Origin of the sequence: Paragemmobacter ruber, from assembly GCF_009908315.1 — a bacterium.
GTDB lineage: Bacteria > Pseudomonadota > Alphaproteobacteria > Rhodobacterales > Rhodobacteraceae > Paragemmobacter > Paragemmobacter ruber.
Genome location: NZ_JAAATW010000001.1, coordinates 495,537 through 514,409 on the forward strand (window position 1 = coordinate 495,537; position 18,873 = coordinate 514,409).

Annotated in this window: 16 protein-coding genes and 1 tRNA gene; 11 read left to right on the forward strand and 6 right to left on the reverse strand. The window is 65.2% G+C overall.

All coding sequences use genetic code 11. The annotated features are described in order from the left end of the window. Positions 1-108: 108 nt before the first annotated feature. Both GU920_RS02440 and GU920_RS02445 read right to left on the reverse strand, forming a co-directional pair. On the reverse strand, positions 109-1,359 hold the full coding sequence (locus tag GU920_RS02440) for a sarcosine oxidase subunit beta family protein (protein ID WP_161765386.1): 1,251 nt from the start codon (positions 1,357-1,359) through the stop codon (positions 109-111). Positions 1,360-1,590: 231 nt separating this feature from the next. Further along, positions 1,591-3,021: a Glu/Leu/Phe/Val family dehydrogenase gene (locus tag GU920_RS02445; protein WP_161765387.1), complete on the reverse strand. Its 1,431-nt coding sequence runs from the start codon at positions 3,019-3,021 to the stop codon at positions 1,591-1,593. Between the two features lie 563 nt (positions 3,022-3,584). On the opposite strand from GU920_RS02445, the gene GU920_RS02450 reads away from it, so the two are divergent. The 10 genes from GU920_RS02450 (at position 3,585) to GU920_RS02495 (ending at position 13,020) form a co-directional block, all read left to right on the forward strand. Then, positions 3,585-5,246: a VWA domain-containing protein gene (locus GU920_RS02450; protein ID WP_161765388.1), complete on the forward strand. Its 1,662-nt coding sequence runs from the start codon at positions 3,585-3,587 to the stop codon at positions 5,244-5,246. A gap of 5 nt (positions 5,247-5,251) precedes the next feature. Further along, complete coding sequence (locus tag GU920_RS02455) at positions 5,252-5,779, forward strand: TadE/TadG family type IV pilus assembly protein (protein ID WP_161765389.1); 528 nt, start codon at positions 5,252-5,254, stop codon at positions 5,777-5,779. A gap of 13 nt (positions 5,780-5,792) precedes the next feature. Further along, entirely contained in the window at positions 5,793-6,377 is a 585-nt protein-coding gene (locus GU920_RS02460) for a TadE/TadG family type IV pilus assembly protein (RefSeq protein ID WP_161765390.1), read from the forward strand. Between the two features lie 112 nt (positions 6,378-6,489). Continuing rightward, entirely contained in the window at positions 6,490-7,401 is a 912-nt protein-coding gene (locus GU920_RS02465) for a pirin family protein (RefSeq protein WP_161765391.1), read from the forward strand. Positions 7,402-7,451: 50 nt separating this feature from the next. Then, positions 7,452-7,718: a hypothetical protein gene (locus GU920_RS02470; protein ID WP_235932999.1), complete on the forward strand. Its 267-nt coding sequence runs from the start codon at positions 7,452-7,454 to the stop codon at positions 7,716-7,718. Between the two features lie 81 nt (positions 7,719-7,799). Further along, the gene (locus tag GU920_RS02475) at positions 7,800-9,095 is read left to right on the forward strand and encodes a homoserine dehydrogenase (RefSeq protein ID WP_161765392.1); all 1,296 of its coding nucleotides are present in this window, start codon (positions 7,800-7,802) and stop codon (positions 9,093-9,095) included. Between the two features lie 248 nt (positions 9,096-9,343). Further along, entirely contained in the window at positions 9,344-10,309 is a 966-nt protein-coding gene (glpX, locus tag GU920_RS02480; protein ID WP_161765393.1) for a class II fructose-bisphosphatase, read from the forward strand. 66 nt (positions 10,310-10,375) lie between these two features. Then, positions 10,376-12,124 (forward strand): single-stranded-DNA-specific exonuclease RecJ, encoded by a 1,749-nt coding sequence (recJ, locus tag GU920_RS02485; RefSeq protein ID WP_161766488.1) that lies wholly within the window; start codon positions 10,376-10,378, stop codon positions 12,122-12,124. A gap of 90 nt (positions 12,125-12,214) precedes the next feature. Then, positions 12,215-12,289 (forward strand) — tRNA-Glu (locus tag GU920_RS02490). A gap of 239 nt (positions 12,290-12,528) precedes the next feature. Beyond that, entirely contained in the window at positions 12,529-13,020 is a 492-nt protein-coding gene (locus tag GU920_RS02495; protein WP_161765394.1) for a flavin reductase family protein, read from the forward strand. Between the two features lie 107 nt (positions 13,021-13,127). Here the strand turns inward: GU920_RS02495 and GU920_RS02500 are convergent, their stop codons facing one another. Continuing rightward, positions 13,128-14,042 carry a LysR substrate-binding domain-containing protein gene (locus GU920_RS02500; RefSeq protein WP_161765395.1) on the reverse strand — a complete coding sequence of 305 codons (915 nt, stop codon included), beginning with the start codon at positions 14,040-14,042 and terminating at the stop codon, positions 13,128-13,130. Positions 14,043-14,196: 154 nt separating this feature from the next. Between GU920_RS02500 and katG the strand changes: the two genes are divergently transcribed. Continuing rightward, positions 14,197-16,362 carry a catalase/peroxidase HPI gene (gene katG / locus GU920_RS02505; protein WP_161765396.1) on the forward strand — a complete coding sequence of 722 codons (2,166 nt, stop codon included), beginning with the start codon at positions 14,197-14,199 and terminating at the stop codon, positions 16,360-16,362. Positions 16,363-16,414: 52 nt separating this feature from the next. Here katG and GU920_RS02510 read toward each other — a convergent pair whose 3' ends face one another. The 3 genes from GU920_RS02510 to GU920_RS02520 form a co-directional block, all read right to left on the reverse strand. Next, positions 16,415-17,014, reverse strand: a complete 600-nt coding sequence (locus tag GU920_RS02510) for a transglutaminase-like cysteine peptidase (RefSeq protein ID WP_328799240.1) — start codon at positions 17,012-17,014, stop codon at positions 16,415-16,417. 233 nt (positions 17,015-17,247) lie between these two features. Beyond that, entirely contained in the window at positions 17,248-18,237 is a 990-nt protein-coding gene (locus GU920_RS02515) for a GGDEF domain-containing protein (RefSeq protein WP_328799225.1), read from the reverse strand. After that, a complete protein-coding gene (locus tag GU920_RS02520; protein ID WP_161765398.1) occupies positions 18,234-18,818 on the reverse strand; it encodes a heme NO-binding domain-containing protein in 585 nt (194 codons plus the stop codon). The genes GU920_RS02515 and GU920_RS02520 overlap by 4 nt, the downstream gene beginning before the upstream one ends. Positions 18,819-18,873 lie beyond the last annotated feature (55 nt).

Sequence of the window (18,873 nt, forward strand, 5' to 3'; positions counted from 1 at the left end):
CCCGGGGTATTTGGGCCAAGATGAAGGGGGCAGGCTTCATCTTGGCAAAAATACCCCCGCCGGAGGCGCAGTTGGATGCGGGGCGCTGGCGACGGAATGGAAGCATGATCAGTGTAGGTTATGCTGGCTGCCCGTGCCTTCCTCGTCGAGGATATGGCCCGTGGCGAAGCGGTTGAGCTTGAAGCGCGCGGCGACGGGATGGCTTTCGCCGGTCGCCATGAGATGGGCCATGCACCAGCCCGAGGCGGGCACGGCCTTGAAGCCGCCGTAGTTCCAGCCGCAGTCGATGAACAGGCCATCGACATGGGTCTTGTCGATGATGGGCGATCCGTCGGGCGACATGTCCATGATGCCGCCCCAAGAGCGCAGCACCTTGGCCCGCCCGATCATGGGCATGAGCGTCATGCCCGCCTCCATCACATGCTCCACCATGGGCAGGTTCCCGCGGCTGGCATAGGAGGCGTAGAAATCGAGGTCACCGCCAAAGACGAGGCCGCCCTTGTCGGACTGGCTGATGTAGAAATGCCCCATGCCGAAGCTGACGACATGGTCGATCACGGGTTTGAGCCCTTCGGTGACGAAGGCCTGCAGGATGTGGGATTCAATCGGCAGGCGCATCCCGGCCATGGCGGCGACCTGGGATGACCGACCTGCGACCACGATCCCCACCTTCCGGGCCTTGATCGCGCCGCGCGTCGTCTGCACGCCCGTGACGCGGCCATTCTCGATGTCGACCCCCGTCACTTCGCAATTCTGGATCAGGTCCACGCCGCGCTTGTCGGCCGCCCGCGCATAGCCCCAGGCCACGGCATCGTGCCGCGCCGTACCGCCGCGCGGGTGGTAGAGCCCGCCATAGATCGGAAAGCGCGTCTGTTCGAAATCGAGATAGGGCAGCATCTCGCGCACGCCTTCGCGGTCCAGCAGGATCGCGTCATCGCCCTGATTGATCATGGAATTGCCGCGCCGGACGAAGGCATCGCGCTGGCCGTCGGAATGGAACAGGTTGATGAGGCCGCGCTGCGAGTGCATCACGTTGTAGTTGAGGTCGATCTCCAGCCCTTCCCAGAGCTTCATCGAATGGCTGTAGAATTCCGAATTGCCCTGCAGGAAATAGTTGGCGCGCACGATCGTGGTGTTGCGACCGATATTGCCAGAGCCGAGATAGCCCTTTTCCAGCACGGCGATGTTGGTCAGCCCGTGGTTCTTGGCGAGGTAATAGGCGGTGGACAGGCCATGGCCGCCGCCGCCGATGATGATGGCGTCATATTCGGCCTTGGGCGCCGGATCGCGCCATGCGGGTTTCCAGCCCTTGTTGCCGAAAAGCCCTTCGGTGATGACCTTTAGCCCGGAGTAGCGCATCCCACCTGTCCCGTTCGCGAAGCGCGCCCAGCAAAGCGCCGCGGGGCGGAGGATGCAACCCCCGCCCTGCGAAGCCATTGCCGCAGCCGACACCATCATGTCGCTTTTCGGACAGGCGGCCAGCGCCTTGTCAGAGCGCGAAACCGTGGCACAAGGTGGGGACACAGGGTGAGGCGTAGGGTGGGTGGTTCCGCGCCGCCCCGGCGCGGGTTCACCCACCGCCCCCCCGGATCACAGCCCCTTGGAGCGGTAGGTCTGGGCCACGCGACCAATCGACACGATATAGGCGGCCATGCGCAGGTCTTCGACATCCGGGCGGCTGTGCCAGACCTCGCGCATGGCCTGATAGGCGGTGCGCATCGTATCGTCGAGGCCGGAGCGGACAAGCTCCAGCTCCCCTGCCCCGCGCAGGTAGCTTTCCTTGAAGCCCGGCGACAGGGTCCAGCCCAGCCCCTTGTCGGCGGACAGCCGTTCCAGTTCGTCCACCAGCAGGTGGTGACGCGCCTCTTCGGCGCGGCGCTGCATGCGGCCAAAGCGGATGTGGGACAGGTTCTTGACCCATTCGAAATAGCTGACCGTCACGCCGCCTGCATTGGCATACATGTCGGGGATGATGACGGCGCCCTTGGCGCGCAGGATTTCATCGGCGCCGAAGGTGACGGGGCCATTCGCGGCCTCGACGATCAGGGGGGCCTGGATCCGGGGGGCGTTGCCCTTGTGGATCACGCCTTCTATGGCGGCGGGGATCAGGATGTCACAGGCCTGTTCCAGCACCGCGGCGCCGTCTTCGACATATTGCGCGCCCGCAAAACCCTTGAGCCCGCCGGTGGTGGAGAGGTGCTGGCGCACCGCTTCGACATCGAGCCCCGCATCGGCAAGCAGCGCGCCATCGCGTTCGATGATGGCGGTGATGCGGACGCCGTCCTCTTCCGACAGGAACTTGGCGGCGTGATAGCCCACATTGCCCAGGCCCTGCACGATCACGCGCTTGCCGTCGAGCTTGCCCGCAAGGCCCGCCTTGGCCACATCGGCCGGGTGGCGGAAGAATTCGCGCAGCGCGTATTGCACGCCCCGCCCCGTCGCCTCTACCCGGCCCTGGATGCCGCCGGCATGGGGCGGCTTGCCGGTGACGCAGGCCTTGGCGTTGATGTCGGTGGTGTTCATGCGGGCGTATTGATCGGCGATCCAGGCCATTTCGCGTTCGCCCGTGCCCATGTCGGGGGCGGGCACGTTCTGCGCCGGATGGATCAGATCGCGCTTGATGAGTTCATAGGCGAAGCGGCGGGTGATCTGTTCCAGTTCATGTTCGTCCCATTGCCGCGGGTCGATGCACAGGCCGCCTTTCGATCCGCCGAAGGGGGTTTCGACGAGCGCGCATTTGTAGGTCATGAGCGCGGCCAGCGCCTCGACCTCGTCCTGGCTGACGGAGAGGGCGTAGCGGATGCCGCCCTTGACGGGTTCCATATGTTCGGAATGGACCGAGCGGTAGCCGGTGAAGGTTTCGATCTTGCCGCGCAGGCGCACCCCGAACCGGACGGTGTAGGTCGAGTTGCAGACGCGGATCTTCTGCTCCAGCCCGGGGCTGAGATCCATCAGCCGCACCGCACGGTTGAACATCAGATCGACGGATTCCCGAAAGCTCGGTTCACCAGAATGTAGCATGCCTTCCTCCCTATCGCGCCGAAGAGGGGGGCGCGTCCCCAAGATCACGCTAGCACGGACCGGCAGGGTGCGCGCCAGAGGCAGAAACTACTCTGCCCTGTCCTTGACTACGGCCATGTGAAGCAAAGGGGCCGGTTCGCCCCGATCCTTGCGAAATTCAAGAATAATCGCGCCAATCTTTCCCAATCCTGCCGCAATCCTGCCCAGCCGGATGGTTAAGAAATGCCAACTTGGGGCGATGTCCAATCCGTTTGGATGGCCCCGGAAAGGGCGGCAAATGACGAAGCATCATATCCAGCGCCGGACCAGCGCCATTCTGGCAAGGGCAGCGGCCTGCGAATCAGCGGGCGGTGCGCTGCGCAGTGCGCGGAAAGCACTGTCTGCGGGATCGCCACAATCATGGCGGGATTTGGCCGAGTGTTTCGGCGGAATACCGCTCATACCGCCGAAAGTTAACGCTTCCTTGCAGGAAGTCGGGGCTTCCCGCACACCAAAGCGGGGGCAAGACGGAACGGCTGACCGGGCGACCGGACAGACGTGCAACGATAATGGGATCGGGTTTCATGCGTAGGATTGTCCTCTCACTTCTTGGTCGAACCCTGCTTCGGTTCCGCCGTGGCGAGGACGGCTCGCTGCTCGTCTTCGGTCTGTTCCTTTTTGCGACCTTCTTTTTGATGAGCGGCATGGCCGTCGATCTGATGCGGACGGAGAACCGCCGCACGGCGCTGTCGCAATCGCTGGACCGCTGCGCGCTGAATGCGGCCGCCCTGCGCCAGACGCTGGATCCGGCGACCGTGGTGCGCGATTGCGTGGATCGCGACGGCCTGCTGCCGCATCTGACCGAGGTGAAGGTCACCAACAGCGCCGGTCAGCGGTCGGTGGAGGTGAAGGGCGAAATCTCGCTTGAGACCATGTTCATGCATGCATCAGGCGTCGATGTGATCGACGTGAACGCCCGGTCCGTCGCCGAACAGCGCGCGACGAATATCGAGATCGTGCTGGTGCTGGACGTGTCGGGCTCGATGGAGGGCAGCAAGCTTTCATCGCTCAAGACTTCGGCGAAGAACTTTGTCAGCACGGTTCTGGCCAACAATACGAACCGCATCTCGATCGCGATCGTGCCGTATAACGGGCAGGTGAACCTTGGTTCGTCGCTGCGCACGAAGTTCAACGTGACCCATGCGTCGGGCCTGACAACCACCGTCAACGGTGACATGCGGACGGTGAACTGCGTCGACATGCCGTCGTCGGTTTACAACAACACCGGGATTTCCCGCACCCTGGCGATGCCCGCCACGGGATGGGCGGATGCGTTCACCTCGCTGAGCAGTTTCCCCACCACCCATTCCACGAATGGCCGCACACCCAACCAGGGCAACGTGTGGTGTCCGCCGTCTTCGGTGAACGTGGTGCGCCTGCAGGATGACAGCATTTCTGCCATGCATACCTATATCGACAACCTGGTCGCGATCGGTGCGACATCGATCAACGCGGGCATGAAATGGGGTGGTGCGCTGCTGGACCCGCAGTTCCGCACCGTAGTGAATGAATATGTCGATGCCGGCACGATCCCGCCGGAGTTCCGTGACCGCCCGTTCGACTATACCAAGCGGGACGCGCTGAAGATCGTCGTGCTGATGACCGACGGCGAAAACTTTGGCGATGTGCGGCTGAACGATGCGTACCGTGTGGGTGACTCGCCCATCTTCAAGGGGACGGATGGCAACTATTCCATCCAGTTCACCTCGGGTCGGCCTGCATCGGCCGGGGCCAACCAATTCTGGGTGCCGCATACCAATGATGGCGCGGGCCAGTGGCGTTCGACCGCGTGGAGCAGTGGCACGCGGATGACCTGGCAACAGGTCTGGCAGGAATTGAACGTCAGCTGGACGGCGTGGCATATGTATGCCCGGGCTCTTGGCACCAGCAGCTCCACCCGCAGCAGCCAGTACTCTACCTGGTACGGCAACTTCCGCACGCAGCGCGGTGATGACAAATCGACCCCTGCGATGGATGCCGAACTGCAGCAGATCTGCACCTTGACCAAGCAACAGGGTGTGCTGATCTACGGGATCGCCTTCTCGGCGCCCACGCGCGGCATCAATGCGGTGAAGGGCTGTGCCTCGTCGGACGGACATTTCTTCAACTCGACCAGCACGAACCAGCTTAACGCCGCCTTCCAGGCGATCGCCACGAACATCACGCAGCTGAGGCTTGTGAACTGATGCGCATGTCAAAGCTTTTCCATCGCTACAAGCGGGACGAGGACGGAACGTCTACCGTCGAATTCGTGATCCTGGTGCCGTTGCTGTTTTCGATCTTCGTGGCAACGCTGGAGATCGGCATGATGATGTCGCGCTGGTCGAGCATCGACCGCGCCGCCGACATGGTGATCCGGTCGCTGCGACTGGGCCAGTATGCGAACCCCAATGCCGAACTGCTGCGCCGCGAAATCTGCAACCGTGTCTTCCTGGTAGAGAACTGCTTTGAGAACACGGCCGTGGACATCCGCGAGATCAACCGCGCGACATTCGTCATGCCCGATGAGGACGAACCCTGCGTGACCCGCGATGACGAGGTGATCCAGCCGGTTACGCAGATCACGCCGGGCCAGCAGAACGACCTGATGCTGATCCGCGTCTGCGTGACGGTGGATGCGATGTTCCCGACCTCAAGCTCGGCCCTGCCGATCCAGCTTGATGCGCAGGGCGGTTATGCGCTGTCCATCGCGTCTGTCTATGTGAACGAACCGAGCTGAGGAGGGCAGAACCATGAAGATGTTGTTGTCTTCCGCGAAGGAAAGCATCAAGGGCGCGCTGCGCCGTTTCGGGACGGATACATCGGGCACGCTGCTGGCGGAGACGATGTTCATCGTGCCGGTGATGGCCATGGGGATGACGGGCTTTTTCGCTTTCTGGGACGCCTATCAGACCCAGAACCGCGTGCAGAAGGGCGCCTATGCCGTATCGGACATGCTGTCGCGCGAGATGATCCCCGCGACGCCGGCCTTCCTGACGGGTCTGGAACGGACGCTGGAATATCTGATCGGCGAAGATGCCCGGATCCGCGTGACCAGCATCCGGCGGGTGTCGGACGGTCCTTTGGGATTGAAGGGGCTGGATGTGCTGTGGTCCTTTTCGCCGGCCAATGTGATGCCGCCGCTGACCGAGACCGCGCTAAACCAGATCGAGGGTGATATCCCCATGATGGCCATAGGGTCGAACATGGTGGTCTTCGAGGTTGTGGTCCCCTACAGCCCGGTCACCGAAATCCTTGAGATCGACACGATCAACGAGACGGTGGCGATGCGCCCGCGCTTCCTGCCGACGCTCTGCCTGACAGGGGTGTCCTGCTGAGGCGCGGGGGACGCCGTTCTTCGAAAGACGCACATAGGTTCTGCGAGGGGCGGCGTTGTCCGCCCCTTTTGCATGCCCTACCTTCCATGTGTCCGTGTAGCAGGAGGCCCGAATGTCCATCCGTCCCGTCGTTCAGGAAGACCGCGCCCAGCCGACCTATGAGGGGGCGGGGGTGCATCTGCACCGCGCCTTCGGCTTTGGCGACCCAAGCCGGATGGACCCGTTCCTTCTGTTCGACGACTTCCGCAACGAAGACCCGCGCGATTACATGCGCGGCTTTCCCTGGCACCCTCACCGGGGGATCGAGACGATCACCTATGTGCTGGCGGGTGCCGTGGAGCATGGCGACAGTCTGGGCAATCACGGCCTGCTGAAGGGCGGCGATGTGCAATGGATGACCGCAGGGTCGGGTATCCTGCATCAGGAGATGCCGCGCGGAAATGCGAAGGGGCAGATGCACGGGTTCCAGCTGTGGGCGAACCTTCCGTCCAGCCTGAAGATGACGGCGCCGCGCTATCAGGACGTGAAAGGCAAGGACATCCCAGAAATCATGGATGATGACGGCACCGTGGTGAAGGTGATCGTCGGGTCCTTCTGGGGCAAGACCGGCCCCGTGGACGGGATCGCCGCTGATCCGCAATATCTGGATATCTACGTCCCGCCCCATCGGAAGAAGACCTTCAAGGTCGATACCTATCGCCACGCCTTCGCCTATGTCTTCGAGGGGAAGGGCGATTTCCGCGATGCCAGCCGCCCGCGCGGCGTGCTGTTGGAGAAAGAGGTGATGGGTCAGGAGGTGAACATCCGCGACATGTCGGGTGACCGCACGCTGATCCAGTTCGGCACAGGCGACGAGGTGACGGTGCAGGCCGGGCCGGATGGCATCCGCTTCCTGCTGATTTCCGGCGCGCCGATCCAGGAACCCGTGGCCTGGCACGGGCCGATCGTGATGAACACGCAGGCCGAGATCCGGCAGGCGATGGCCGATCTGAAGAACGGCACCTTCATCCGGCCCGCGCATTGAACGGGGGGCGGGCGCGGGCCTTGGCTTCCGCGCCCGGACGGGGATAGGATATGGCCTGCCGTCTGGAGCCTGATGTGATGCGCCACCGCCCTGCCCTAAGCCTTGCCCGCCCCGCGCTCTGCGCGGTGGCGCTTGCCGCGCTCGCAGGATGCACGGAGCCGGGCTTTCTGCGGCAGGCCGAACCCGCGCCGACGCCCGCGCTTCTGCCCATCGAAGAGCTGCTGACAGGCGACAGCGCGCGGCTTGACGCCGAAGCGGCGGCCGCGCTTTCGGCGCGCGGGGCGGCCCTGCGGACACGGGCGCAGGCCACACCGTGACGCTGCCCGGCAGCGGCGCGTTGCAAGCCCGTGCCTGACAGGCTAAGGGGCAGGATGCCCGACAGCTTTATGGAGAACCCCATGCCCGCGCCCCTTCGCCTTGGTCTTGCCGGTCTGGGAACCGTGGGCATCGGCGTGGTGAAGATCGTGCAGAAACATGCCGATCTGATCGCCCTGCGCGCGGGCCGCCCGGTGGTGATCACCGCCGTTTCGGCCCGGGACCGCGGCCGCAACCGGGATGCTGATCTGTCCGGCTATGCGTGGGAAAACGATCCCGTTGCACTGGCGCGGCGCGACGATGTGGATGTGTTCGTCGAGGTGATGGGGGGCCATGAGGGCCCGGCCAAGGCCGCGACCGAGGCCGCGATCGCGGCGGGCAAGGATGTGGTTACGGCCAACAAGGCCCTGTTGGCCCATCACGGGCAGGCCCTCGCCCTTGCAGCGGAAGCGGCGGGCCGGGTGATCCGCTTCGAGGCCGCCGTCGCCGGTGGAATCCCGGTGATCAAGGCCCTGACCGAGGGGCTGGCCGGAAACCGGATGCGCCGCGTGATGGGCGTGATGAACGGGACGTGCAACTACATCCTGACCCGGATGCAGAACGCCGGTCTGCCCTATGAGACGGTGTTCGAAGAAGCGCGGCAGCTGGGTTATCTGGAGGCCGACCCGAACCTCGATGTGGGCGGCATCGACGCGGGCCACAAGCTTTCGCTGCTGGCCGCCATCGCCTTTGGCACCAAGGTCAGCTTTGACCATGTCGAACTGGAGGGGATCGGCAACGTGTCGATCGAAGATATCCGGATGGCCGACGACATGGGCTATCACATCAAGCTTCTGGGCGTGGCGCAGATGACGGGGCGGGGGCTGGAGCAGCGGATGACGCCCTGCCTCGTGCCGGCCGACAGCCCGCTGGGGCAGTTGCAGGGCGGCACCAACATGGTCGTTCTGGAAGGCGACAGCGTGGGCCAGATCGTGCTGCGCGGCCCTGGCGCGGGCGAGGGACCGACCGCCAGCGCGGTGATGGGCGACGTGATCGACATCGCGCGCGGTCTGCGGCTTTCGACTTTCGGACAGCCGGCGGCAACGCTGGTCGATCCGGTCCCGGCCAAGGCGGCGACACCGGCCCCTTACTACCTGCGGATGACGCTGCTCGACAAACCCGGCGCTCTGGCCAAGGTGGCCACCTGTCTGGGCGAGGCCGGCATCTCGATTGACCAGATGCGCCAGATCAATCAGGCTGGCGAGGCCGATGACAAGGCGATCGTCCTGATCGTGACGCACAAGGCCGCCCCTGCCGACATCGCCTATGCCCTTTCGCGCTTTGCAGAGACAGGCGTGGTGATGGGCGCGCCGGTCGCGATCCGCATCGAGGAAGTCTGACGCCGGGCAGAAAACTTTTCGACGAATAGTTTTCCCAAGCTGCAAATTTTCCGGCGGAAAATTTGCCCACTGGCCCCGTCGGGGGCCAGTGTTGAGAAAATTCTTCGTCGAAGAATTTTCGTCCCGTCAGCTGACCCGACGGAGGCGCATCCCATGAAGAGGCCCGTTGTTAGCGTGACCATGCTTGCCCCGGCCTGCCCCCTTCGATAACCAAAGCGCAAGGGGACAGCCGCAGGGAGCGCAAGAGCATGGCCGACAAGCAGGAATTCGAGGATCGCCTCCTCTCGCTCGGGCTCGCCCGGGTGTCGGAGGCGGCGGCTCTGGCCAGTGCGCAGCTGATCGGACGGGGCGATGAGAAGGCAGCTGATCAGGCCGCCGTTAACGCGATGCGCGACCAGCTGAACCTGCTTGAAATCGCAGGCGTTGTCGTGATCGGCGAGGGCGAGCGGGACGAGGCGCCGATGCTCTATATCGGCGAAAAGGTCGGCACGGGGAACGGCCCCGCTGTCGACATCGCACTGGACCCTCTGGAAGGCACGACGCTGACGGCGAAGGACATGCCGAACGCGCTGACGGTGATCGCCATGGCCCCGCGCGGCACGCTGCTGCATGCGCCGGATGTCTACATGGAAAAGCTGGCCATCGGCCCTGGCTACAAGCCCGGCACCGTCACCATGTCGATGAGTCCGGGCGAGCGCGTCTCGGCCCTGGCTGCTGCGAAGGGTTGTTCGACCGAGGACATCACCGTCTGCGTGCTGGAACGCCCGCGGCATGAGGAGATGATCAAGGAAATCCGTGCAACCGGCGCGTCGATCCGGCTGATCACTGATGGCGACGTGGCGGGGGTGATGCATTGTGCAGAACCCGAGGTGACGGGCATCGACATGTATATGGGATCGGGCGGCGCGCCCGAGGGGGTGCTGGCGGCGGCGGCGCTGAAATGCATGGGCGGGCAGTTCTTTGGCAAGCTCCTGTTCCGCAACGAGGATGAGCGCGCACGCGCGAAGAAGGCCGGGATCACCAATTTCGACCGTGTCTATACGCGCGATGATCTGGTGCGGGGCGATGTGATCTTTGCCGCGACCGGGGTGACGAGCGGATCGCTTCTGGCGGGGATCAAGCGTGAGCCGGGCTGGGTGACGACCGAGACGATCCTGATGCGGTCCAAGACCGGATCGGTCCGCCGGGTGAGCTATCGCAGCCCGGTGAAGTGACCGGGCTTTCAGCTTGGCGCGCGGGACTTGCGGCCTTGCCGGCTTTGCGACAGGTAAGGCGGAATGATGCAACGCGCCTTTCTGAATGTCGAAACCTCGCTGACCGGGCGGCGGTGGATTGGCCCCACCGCCGACGAAGATCGTCTGGCCGAGGCCATGGCGCAGGTGACGCGCCTGCCGCTTGCCCTTTGCCACACGCTGGTGAAGCGCGGGGTCGCGCCTGAGGATTGCGCGGCCTATCTTGATCCGCTGGTGCGTGACCTGCTGCCCGATCCCCTGTCCTTGCGTGACATGGGGCCTGCCGCCGCGCGGTTCCTGCGGGCGCTGAAGGGGCGCGAACGGATCGCGGTCTTTGCCGATTACGATGTGGATGGGGGGTCTTCGGCGGCCCTGCTCATGGTCTGGCTGCGGGCGATGGGACATGGCGCCACGCTTTATATCCCCGACCGGATCGACGAAGGCTATGGGCCGAATGTGCCTGCCATGGCGACCCTGGCAGAAGGCCACCGTCTGATCGTCTGCGTCGATTGCGGGACCCTGTCGCATGAGCCCATCGCGGCGGCAGTTGCGAAGGGCGCGGATGTCGTGGTGCTGGATCACCATCTGGGGGGCGAAGTGCTGCCGCCCGCGCTGGCAGTGGTCAATCCCAACCGGCAGGATGAGGACGGCACGCTGGGCCATCTCTGCGCGGCGGCGGTGGTGTTCCTGATGCTGGTCGAAGCGAACCGGCAGCTGCGCGCCGAAGGCGTGCAGGGGCCGAACCTGATCGACCTGCTGGATCTGGTGGCGCTGGCGACGGTGGCGGATGTGGCGCCGCTGATCGGGGTGAACCGGGCGCTGGTGCGGCAGGGGCTGCGGGTGATGGCCCGGCGCGAGCGGGTGGGTCTGCGCGCGCTGGCCGATATCGCGCGGATGGATGCGGCCCCCAACACCTATGCGCTGGGCTTCCTGCTGGGGCCGCGGGTCAATGCGGGAGGGCGGATCGGCGCGGCGGATCTGGGGGCGCGGCTTCTGTTCACCGAGGATGAGGCCGAGGCGCAGGCGCTGGCGGCGCGGCTGGACGAGCTGAATACCGAGCGGCGCGAGATCGAGATGCGCGTGCGTGACGCGGCGCTGGCGCAGGCCGAGGCGCGCGGTCTGGATGCGCCGCTGGTCTGGGCGGCAGGCGAAGGATGGCATCCGGGCGTGGTGGGCATCGTGGCCAGCCGGTTGAAGGAGGCGACGAACCGCCCTGCGGTGGTCATCGGGCTGGATGGCGGGGTTGGCAAGGGATCGGGGCGGTCGATTTCGGGCGTTGATCTGGGGGCTTCGGTGCATCGGCTGGCGGCGGAGGGGCTGTTGATCAAGGGCGGCGGGCATCGCATGGCGGCCGGGCTGACCGTGGCCGAGGACCGGCTGGAAGAGGCGATGGCGCGGCTGTCCGATCTGCTGGCGCGGCAGGGCGCGGGAACGGCCGGCCCGGCGGACCTGCGGCTGGATGGTCTGCTGATGCCCGGCGCCGCCGACCGCGATCTGGTGGACCGGCTGGAAGAGGCCGGGCCCTTCGGCGCGGCCTCGCCCGCGCCGCGCTTTGCCTTTGCCGGGATGGCCGTGAGCGCGCGGCGGATCGGGGAAAATCACCTGCGGGTCACCTTTGGGGACGGATCGGGGGTAAAGCTGGATGGCGTCGCCTTCGGGGCCTTTGACGGCCCGCTCGGCCCGGCGCTGCTGGAAGGGGGGCATCAGCGGTTCCATCTGGCGGGGCGGCTGGAGTTGAACCAGTGGAACGGCAAGACCAAGGTGCAGTTGCGACTGGAAGACGCGGCGCGGGCCTGACCGGGCCTGCGTGGATGAGAGTGACGGGCAAGGACAATTTTCCCCTTGCGAGTCACCCTGCCCGGCTTTAGACAGCCGCCCACCGACAGTGGCCCGTTCGTCTATCGGTTAGGACACCAGGTTTTCAACCTGGGAAGAGGGGTTCGACTCCCCTACGGGCTGCCACTTTCCCAAAAGATGAACAGGGTTGATCGCGGGCGTCGCCCCATACGGTTTGCCGTCGGCGTCCACCAAGGCCCCGTTCCGCCCTGTTTTGCGGCGCGCGGCAGAGACATGTGAGCGGTTGCACAACAGGTTTCACACGAAACGGCGCTTTACTTGGTCGATTATGCCGGCGAGTTCCCCTATCTCCCGCAGCAAGGCCCCGTCGATGGGGCGGCATGAGATGGACAGGAGCGGGTCAGATGACCGAACCGGACGGCAAGGTATTTCGCGATGCGATGCGTGGCTTTGTGGGCCATTGCAGCCTTATCACTGTGGGCGAGGGGGACGAGGCGACGGGGCTTGTCGTGACATCGGCCACGTCGCTTTCGGCGGAGCCGCCGCTGCTTTTGGCCTGCGTGAACCGATCCGCGTCGAGCCATCCGCTGTTCGCCCGCTATGGCCATTTCGGGTGGAGTGCGCTGGGCGCCGTGCATCAGCCGGTGGCGGAACGCTTTTCGGGCTTTGGCGGTGTGCGCGGCCCGGCGCGGTATGAAGGGGCGGAGTGGGAAACCGCGGTGACGGGGGCGCGGCTGTTGAAAGGGGCGCCTGCGGCCTTTGATTGCACCTTGGAAGAGATGATCGACCGGGCCACCCATTCCATCCTAATCGGGCGGGTGCGGGCGATCCGCACCACCGCCGGTGCCGGGGCGCTGCTGTACTGGAACGGGGCCTATCGGGTGATGGAAAGCTGAGATACGACGGCGGCCCCCCCTGCCCCGGCGCCGTGCCCCGAACCAGCCGTGGCAATTGGGTATTTGGGCCAAGATGAAGCGGTAGCCGGATCCCGGGGAGGGGCAGGTCAGGGCGGGGTGTGACCCATGCGTTGGGCAAGGCCCGCGGCGCGGACTATATCGGCCACCTGCATCAGCGGCTTGGACAGGGGCGAGGTGCGGCGCCAGACCATGCCGATCCGGCGCGAGGGTTGGGTGCCGTTGAAGCGGGCGATGGCGACATGGGCCGATCGGGTTTCCACGGCCACGGCCATTTCGGGGATCAGCGTGACGCCGATTCCTGCGCCCACCATCTGCACCAGCGTGGAGAGCGAACTGCCATCCAGCAATTCGCGGGGCGCGGCCTGCCCGGCATAGCAGAAGGAAAGGGCCTGATCGCGGAAGCAATGCCCCTCTTCCAGCAGCAAAAGCCGCATCTCGCGCAGGGTTTCGGGATTGGGGACCGGCTTTTCGGCATCCGCACCGGGGCGGACGAGGACGAAATCCTCGGCGAAAAGGTCAACCTCGGTCAGGGCGGGTTCCGAGACGGGAAGGGCCACGATGGCGGTGTCGAGCCGCCCCTCTTCGAGTTCGCGGATCAGTTTCGGCGTGACGGTTTCGCGCAGGTGGATGTCGAGATCGGGGTTGGCTTCGGTCAGCCGCGCGATGATGGCCGGCAGGAGATAGGGCGCGATCGTCGGGATCACCCCGATGCGCAGGCGCCCCGACAGGCTGCCGCGCGCCGCGCGCGCCATGTCGGACAGTTCATCGACACTGCGCAGGATGTCGCGGGCGCGATGCAGCACCTCTTCGCCAAAATTGGTGAGCCGGACCTGCCGCGCGCCGCGTTCCACGAGATCGGAGCCCAGCACCTCTTCCATCTCGCGGATCTGCATCGACAGGGCGGGTTGCGAAATGGAACAGGCCTCGGCGGCGCGGCCGAAATGGCCGTGGCGGGCAAGGGCATCGAAATAGCGCAACTGGCGGAGCGTCAGGTTTATCATAACGTGAACTTATCATGACAATCAGAAAATCCAACTTAAACTAATCAGGCAGGAGTGTTAGAACGATTCCATTCCGGCAGGTTCCCTTGCGGCCCATGGGTCATCCCGTGGGGCAGCCGCACCTGCCTCCAGCTGCAACGAGATGGAGAGCGAAATGGACGGAAACGACGTTGGCAAATGCCCCGTGGTGCACGGCGGCCAGACGACCACCGGCAAGACGGTGATGGATTGGTGGCCCAAGGCGCTGAACCTCGACATCCTGCATCAGCATGACACGAAGTCCAATCCTCTCAAGGGTTTCAGCTATCGTGACGAGGTCAAGAAGCTGGATTTCGACGCGATCAAGCGCGATGTGCACGCGCTGATGACTGACAGCCAGGACTGGTGGCCGGCGGATTGGGGCCATTACGGCGGCCTGATGATCCGCATGGCGTGGCATTCGGCCGGCACCTACCGCGTGGCCGATGGCCGGGGCGGCGCGGGCACGGGCAACCATCGTTTTGCGCCCCTGAACAGCTGGCCGGACAACGCCAACCTCGACAAGGCCCGCCGCCTGCTGTGGCCGATCAAGAAGAAATACGGCAACCGCATCAGCTGGGCCGACCTGATGATCCTTGCGGGCACGGTCGCCTATGAGAGCATGGGGTTGAAGACCTATGGCTTCGCCTTTGGACGCGAGGATATCTGGGCGCCCGAGAAGGACGTCTACTGGGGGTCGGAGACCGAGTGGCTGGCGCCGTCGGAGAACCGCTATGCCGACCTGAACGATCCCAGCACGCTGGAGAACCCGCTGGCCGCCGTTCACATGGGCCTGATCTATGTGAACCCCGAAGGCGTGAACGGCCAGCCGGACCCGATGAAGACGGCGGGGATGATCCGCGAAACCTTTGCCCGGATGGCGATGAATGACGAGGAAACCGTCGCGCTGACCGCCGGGGGCCATACCGTGGGCAAGGCCCATGGCAATGGGCGTGCCGAAAACCTTGGCCCGTCGCCGGAAGGGGCGGATATCGCCGAAGCGGGCCTGGGCTGGATGAACCACACCACCCGCAGCGTGGGCCGCGACACCGTGACATCGGGCATCGAAGGCGCATGGACCACCCATCCGACGCAGTGGGACAACGGCTATTTCCACCTGCTTTTGAACCATGACTGGAAGCTGGTGAAATCGCCGGCCGGTGCGTGGCAGTATGAACCCGTCGGGATCAAGGAAGAGGACAAGCCGGTGGATGTGGAAGATCCGTCCATCCGCCGAATGCCGATGATGACCGATGCCGATATGGCGATGAAGGTCGATCCGGCCTATCGCGCGATCTCGGAGAAGTTCTATGCCGATCCGGCCTATTTTTCGGAAACCTTTGCGCGGGCGTGGTTCAAGCTGACCCATCGCGACATGGGGCCGCGGGTGCGCTACATCGGGCCGGATGTACCGAAGGAAGATCTGATCTGGCAGGATCCGGTGCCGACAGGCAACGCCGCCTATGACGTGGCGGCGGTGAAGGCCAAGATCGCGGCGGCGGGTCTGTCGGTGGCCGACATGGTTGCCACCGCATGGGACAGCGCCCGCACCTTCCGCCAGTCCGACTATCGGGGCGGCGCGAATGGCGCGCGCATCCGGCTTGCGCCGCAGAAGGATTGGGAAGGCAACGAGCCTGCCCGTCTGGCGCGCGTGCTGGCGGTGCTGGAGCCGATCGCGGCCGCCACCGGCGCGTCGCTGGCCGATGTGATCGTGCTGGCGGGCAATCTGGGCATCGAGCAGGCCGCCAAGGCAGCGGGTGTTTCGGTGACGGTGCCTTTCGCGCCGGGCCGGGGCGATGCGTCGCAGGAGATGACGGATGTCGAGGCCTTTGCCGTGCTGGAGCCTGTCGCCGACGGCTTCCGCAACTGGGTGAAGAAGGACTTTGCCGTTCAGCCGGAAGAGCTGCTTCTGGACCGCGCACAGCTGATGGGCCTGACCGCGCCGGAGATGACGGTCCTTCTGGGCGGCCTGCGGGTGATCGGTGCCAACGCCGGCGGCAGCGCCCATGGCGTGTTCACCGACCGTCCGGGTGCGTTGACGAATGACTTCTTCGTCACGCTGACCGACATGGCCTACAAGTGGGTGCCGACGGGGCGGAACAGCTATAACATCGTGGACCGGGCGACGGGTGCGGTAAAGCACACCGCCACGCGGGTCGATCTGGTGTTCGGGTCCAACTCGGTGCTGCGCGCCTATGCCGAGGTCTATGCGCAAGACGACAACCGCGACAAGTTCGTGCAGGACTTCGTTGCCGCCTGGACCAAGGTGATGAACGCCGATCGCTACGATCTGGCGGCCTGATCGGCATCCGCTGATGAGCCAAGGCGCCCCGGGTCATGCCGGGGCGCCTTTTTCAATCCATGGCTGTAGTCACATTGCCGGTTTGCAGGCCGATGCCAGCGGCAAGACGGCGGGGGGCCTGTTCGAACACCATCACCCAGCGCGCCGGATTGTCGGGGTTCTGCATGGAGATGAAGGTGTATCCGGTGCGCGCCCAAGGCAGGATCCGATCGGTTACATTATCCAGCACGTAATCGCCTGCCTCGGTCCGCAGGATCAGGACGGCGTGGGGGCTGTCGCGCCGGTCAAGAACGACGGCGATGAGCAGGCTGCGTGCCGGAACGCCCGCCGCGATCAGCGCCTGCTTCTTGTAGAGGACATAATCTTCGCAATCGCCGCCAAGATCGCCGGGCAGGGACCAATGCTCGGCCCGGCCATATTGCGCCTGATCCGATATGGCCGGGATGGTGGCGTTGGCCTTTCGGTTGATGTCGGCCGCCACGTCCAGAAGCGCGCCCTCGGTGGCGTTGGCGGCCAGTTTGCCCGCGCAGGCCCAGGGGTAGGTCTGGCAAAGCTTTGCCGCACCGTCGGGGGCGGGTGCTGTCTGCTTGGCGGGGAGGAAGGGCGGAACACCCCCTTCGCTTGCAGCGGAAGGCGCGCCGGTGGCAAGCACAAGGCACAAGGCTGCAGACGCGGTGCAGAGCAGGCGCATGGCAAAAGATCCCCGAGCAGGAGGTGGCGTGTTCGATGCCCCGGTGGCGTATCCCGCACGCATCGTTTCCAAACCATGTCACAATGGCGGCAAGCCTGTCCCGTTGCTGCGGAATTGGTGGCGAATATCCGCCCGCGCGCAACGCCGCGGGGCGTTGATCCTGCGCGGGGTGGTTCGGCCATGATCCGGCGCCGTCATTCCACCGCCATGTCCGGCCCCCAGAGAAAGGCCCGCCCGCGCCCGGCGCGCTTTGCCACGTAAAGCGCCGCATCGGCCTGCGCCAGAAGCCGTGTCATATCCGCGCCGTCGGCCGTGGAGGACAGGACAACCCCGGCGCTGGCCCCGATCCGGGCCTGCGCATCGGCATAGTCGATCGGTTCGGACAGGCGGGCGATGATCCGCTCCACCCGCGTCAGGGCGGCGGCGGGATCGGTCAGTCCCGGCATCAGGATCACGAACTCATCCCCGCCGATGCGCGCGACGGTATCGCCTTTGCGGCTTTCCTCGCGCAGGATCCGGGCGACGACGAGCAGCACATGATCACCCGCGGCATGGCCCATCTCGTCATTCACCTGCTTGAACAGGTCGAGGTCCAGATGCACCAGCGCGAAATCGGGGTCAGCCACCACCTCGGCGGCAAGGTCCAATCCGCGCCGGTTGCGCAGGCCTGTCAGCGCATCGGTCAGGGCCTGCTCTTCGGCCACCACCTTGTCGCCCTGAAGCCGGGCGTTCAGCGCGCGCAACTCATCCAGCACGGCGGTTTTCGCCTCATACAGGTAGAGCAGTTCGACGGTGAGATCGGTCGGCGCGAAATCCGCCTCGGTCAAGGCGAAGCGACGGACGGCTTCGACCACGCCGATCCCGAAGGACAGGTTGACCAGCGCCCCCTCCCCCGGCCCCATCGGCACGGCCAGACCTCGAAAGGCCAGATCGGCCCGACCGCGCGCACCCAGTTGCAGACGCGCCCCGCTTGTGGCGAGAAGGCCGGGAACCGTGGCAGCCCCGGCCTCGTGTCGGAGATCGAAGTGATCTGCAAAGCGCGCACCGACAAGCCCCCCTTCGCCCATCAAACGGTTCAGCGTGGCCCCGGCCGACAGGATCAGCCCGTCGTGATCAAGGGCAAGGTGCATGGGCATCAGCCGCAGCAGGGCTTCGGGGCAGAGTTCGAACGGAAAGGTCGTCACAGCGCCCCCAGCACGAAAGCGCGCCCTTCGCCATGGGTGGCGTCGAGCAGCCGGATTGTCAGAACGGCCGCGCCATCGGTATCCATCCCCTCCGGCTCCAGCAGGACGAGTGCGCCGTAATCGTCGGCCATCGCCCGCAACAGACCCAGCGCGACCGGCCCGGCCCCGATGAAACCGGGCGCGATGGACAGGCGGAAAAGGTCTGCCGCCGGGTGTTCCAGCCGCAGGTCCGGCAAGGCCAGTTCCGGCAGGGCGAGGCGCGCGCGGGCAGGCAGATCTTCGAGCGACTGGAGAAAATCGTGGAAACTGATGCCGCCAAAGCGCAGAAGCCGCCGCACGGCGGCACGGGAGGGGTGCGATACGAGATAGGTTCCCAGATCTTCCAGCAGGTCGTCGCGCCCGCGGTTCAGCCGGACCGATGCCGCCGCCAGCAGGTGATGCGTCAGGTCGGCCGGATAGTCGAGCAGGGGTTCGAACCCGCGCGGCGACAGTCCGGCCGCCCGCGCGACATCGCACCAGACGCCCATGCCCCAGACATCCCGCAAGAAACACTGGATCGCCCTGTTGATCAGTACGTTCATCGCCCATCCGGCCCCGACCTGTTCCGCCTAGGGACTATCGCCGAATCGTATCAAC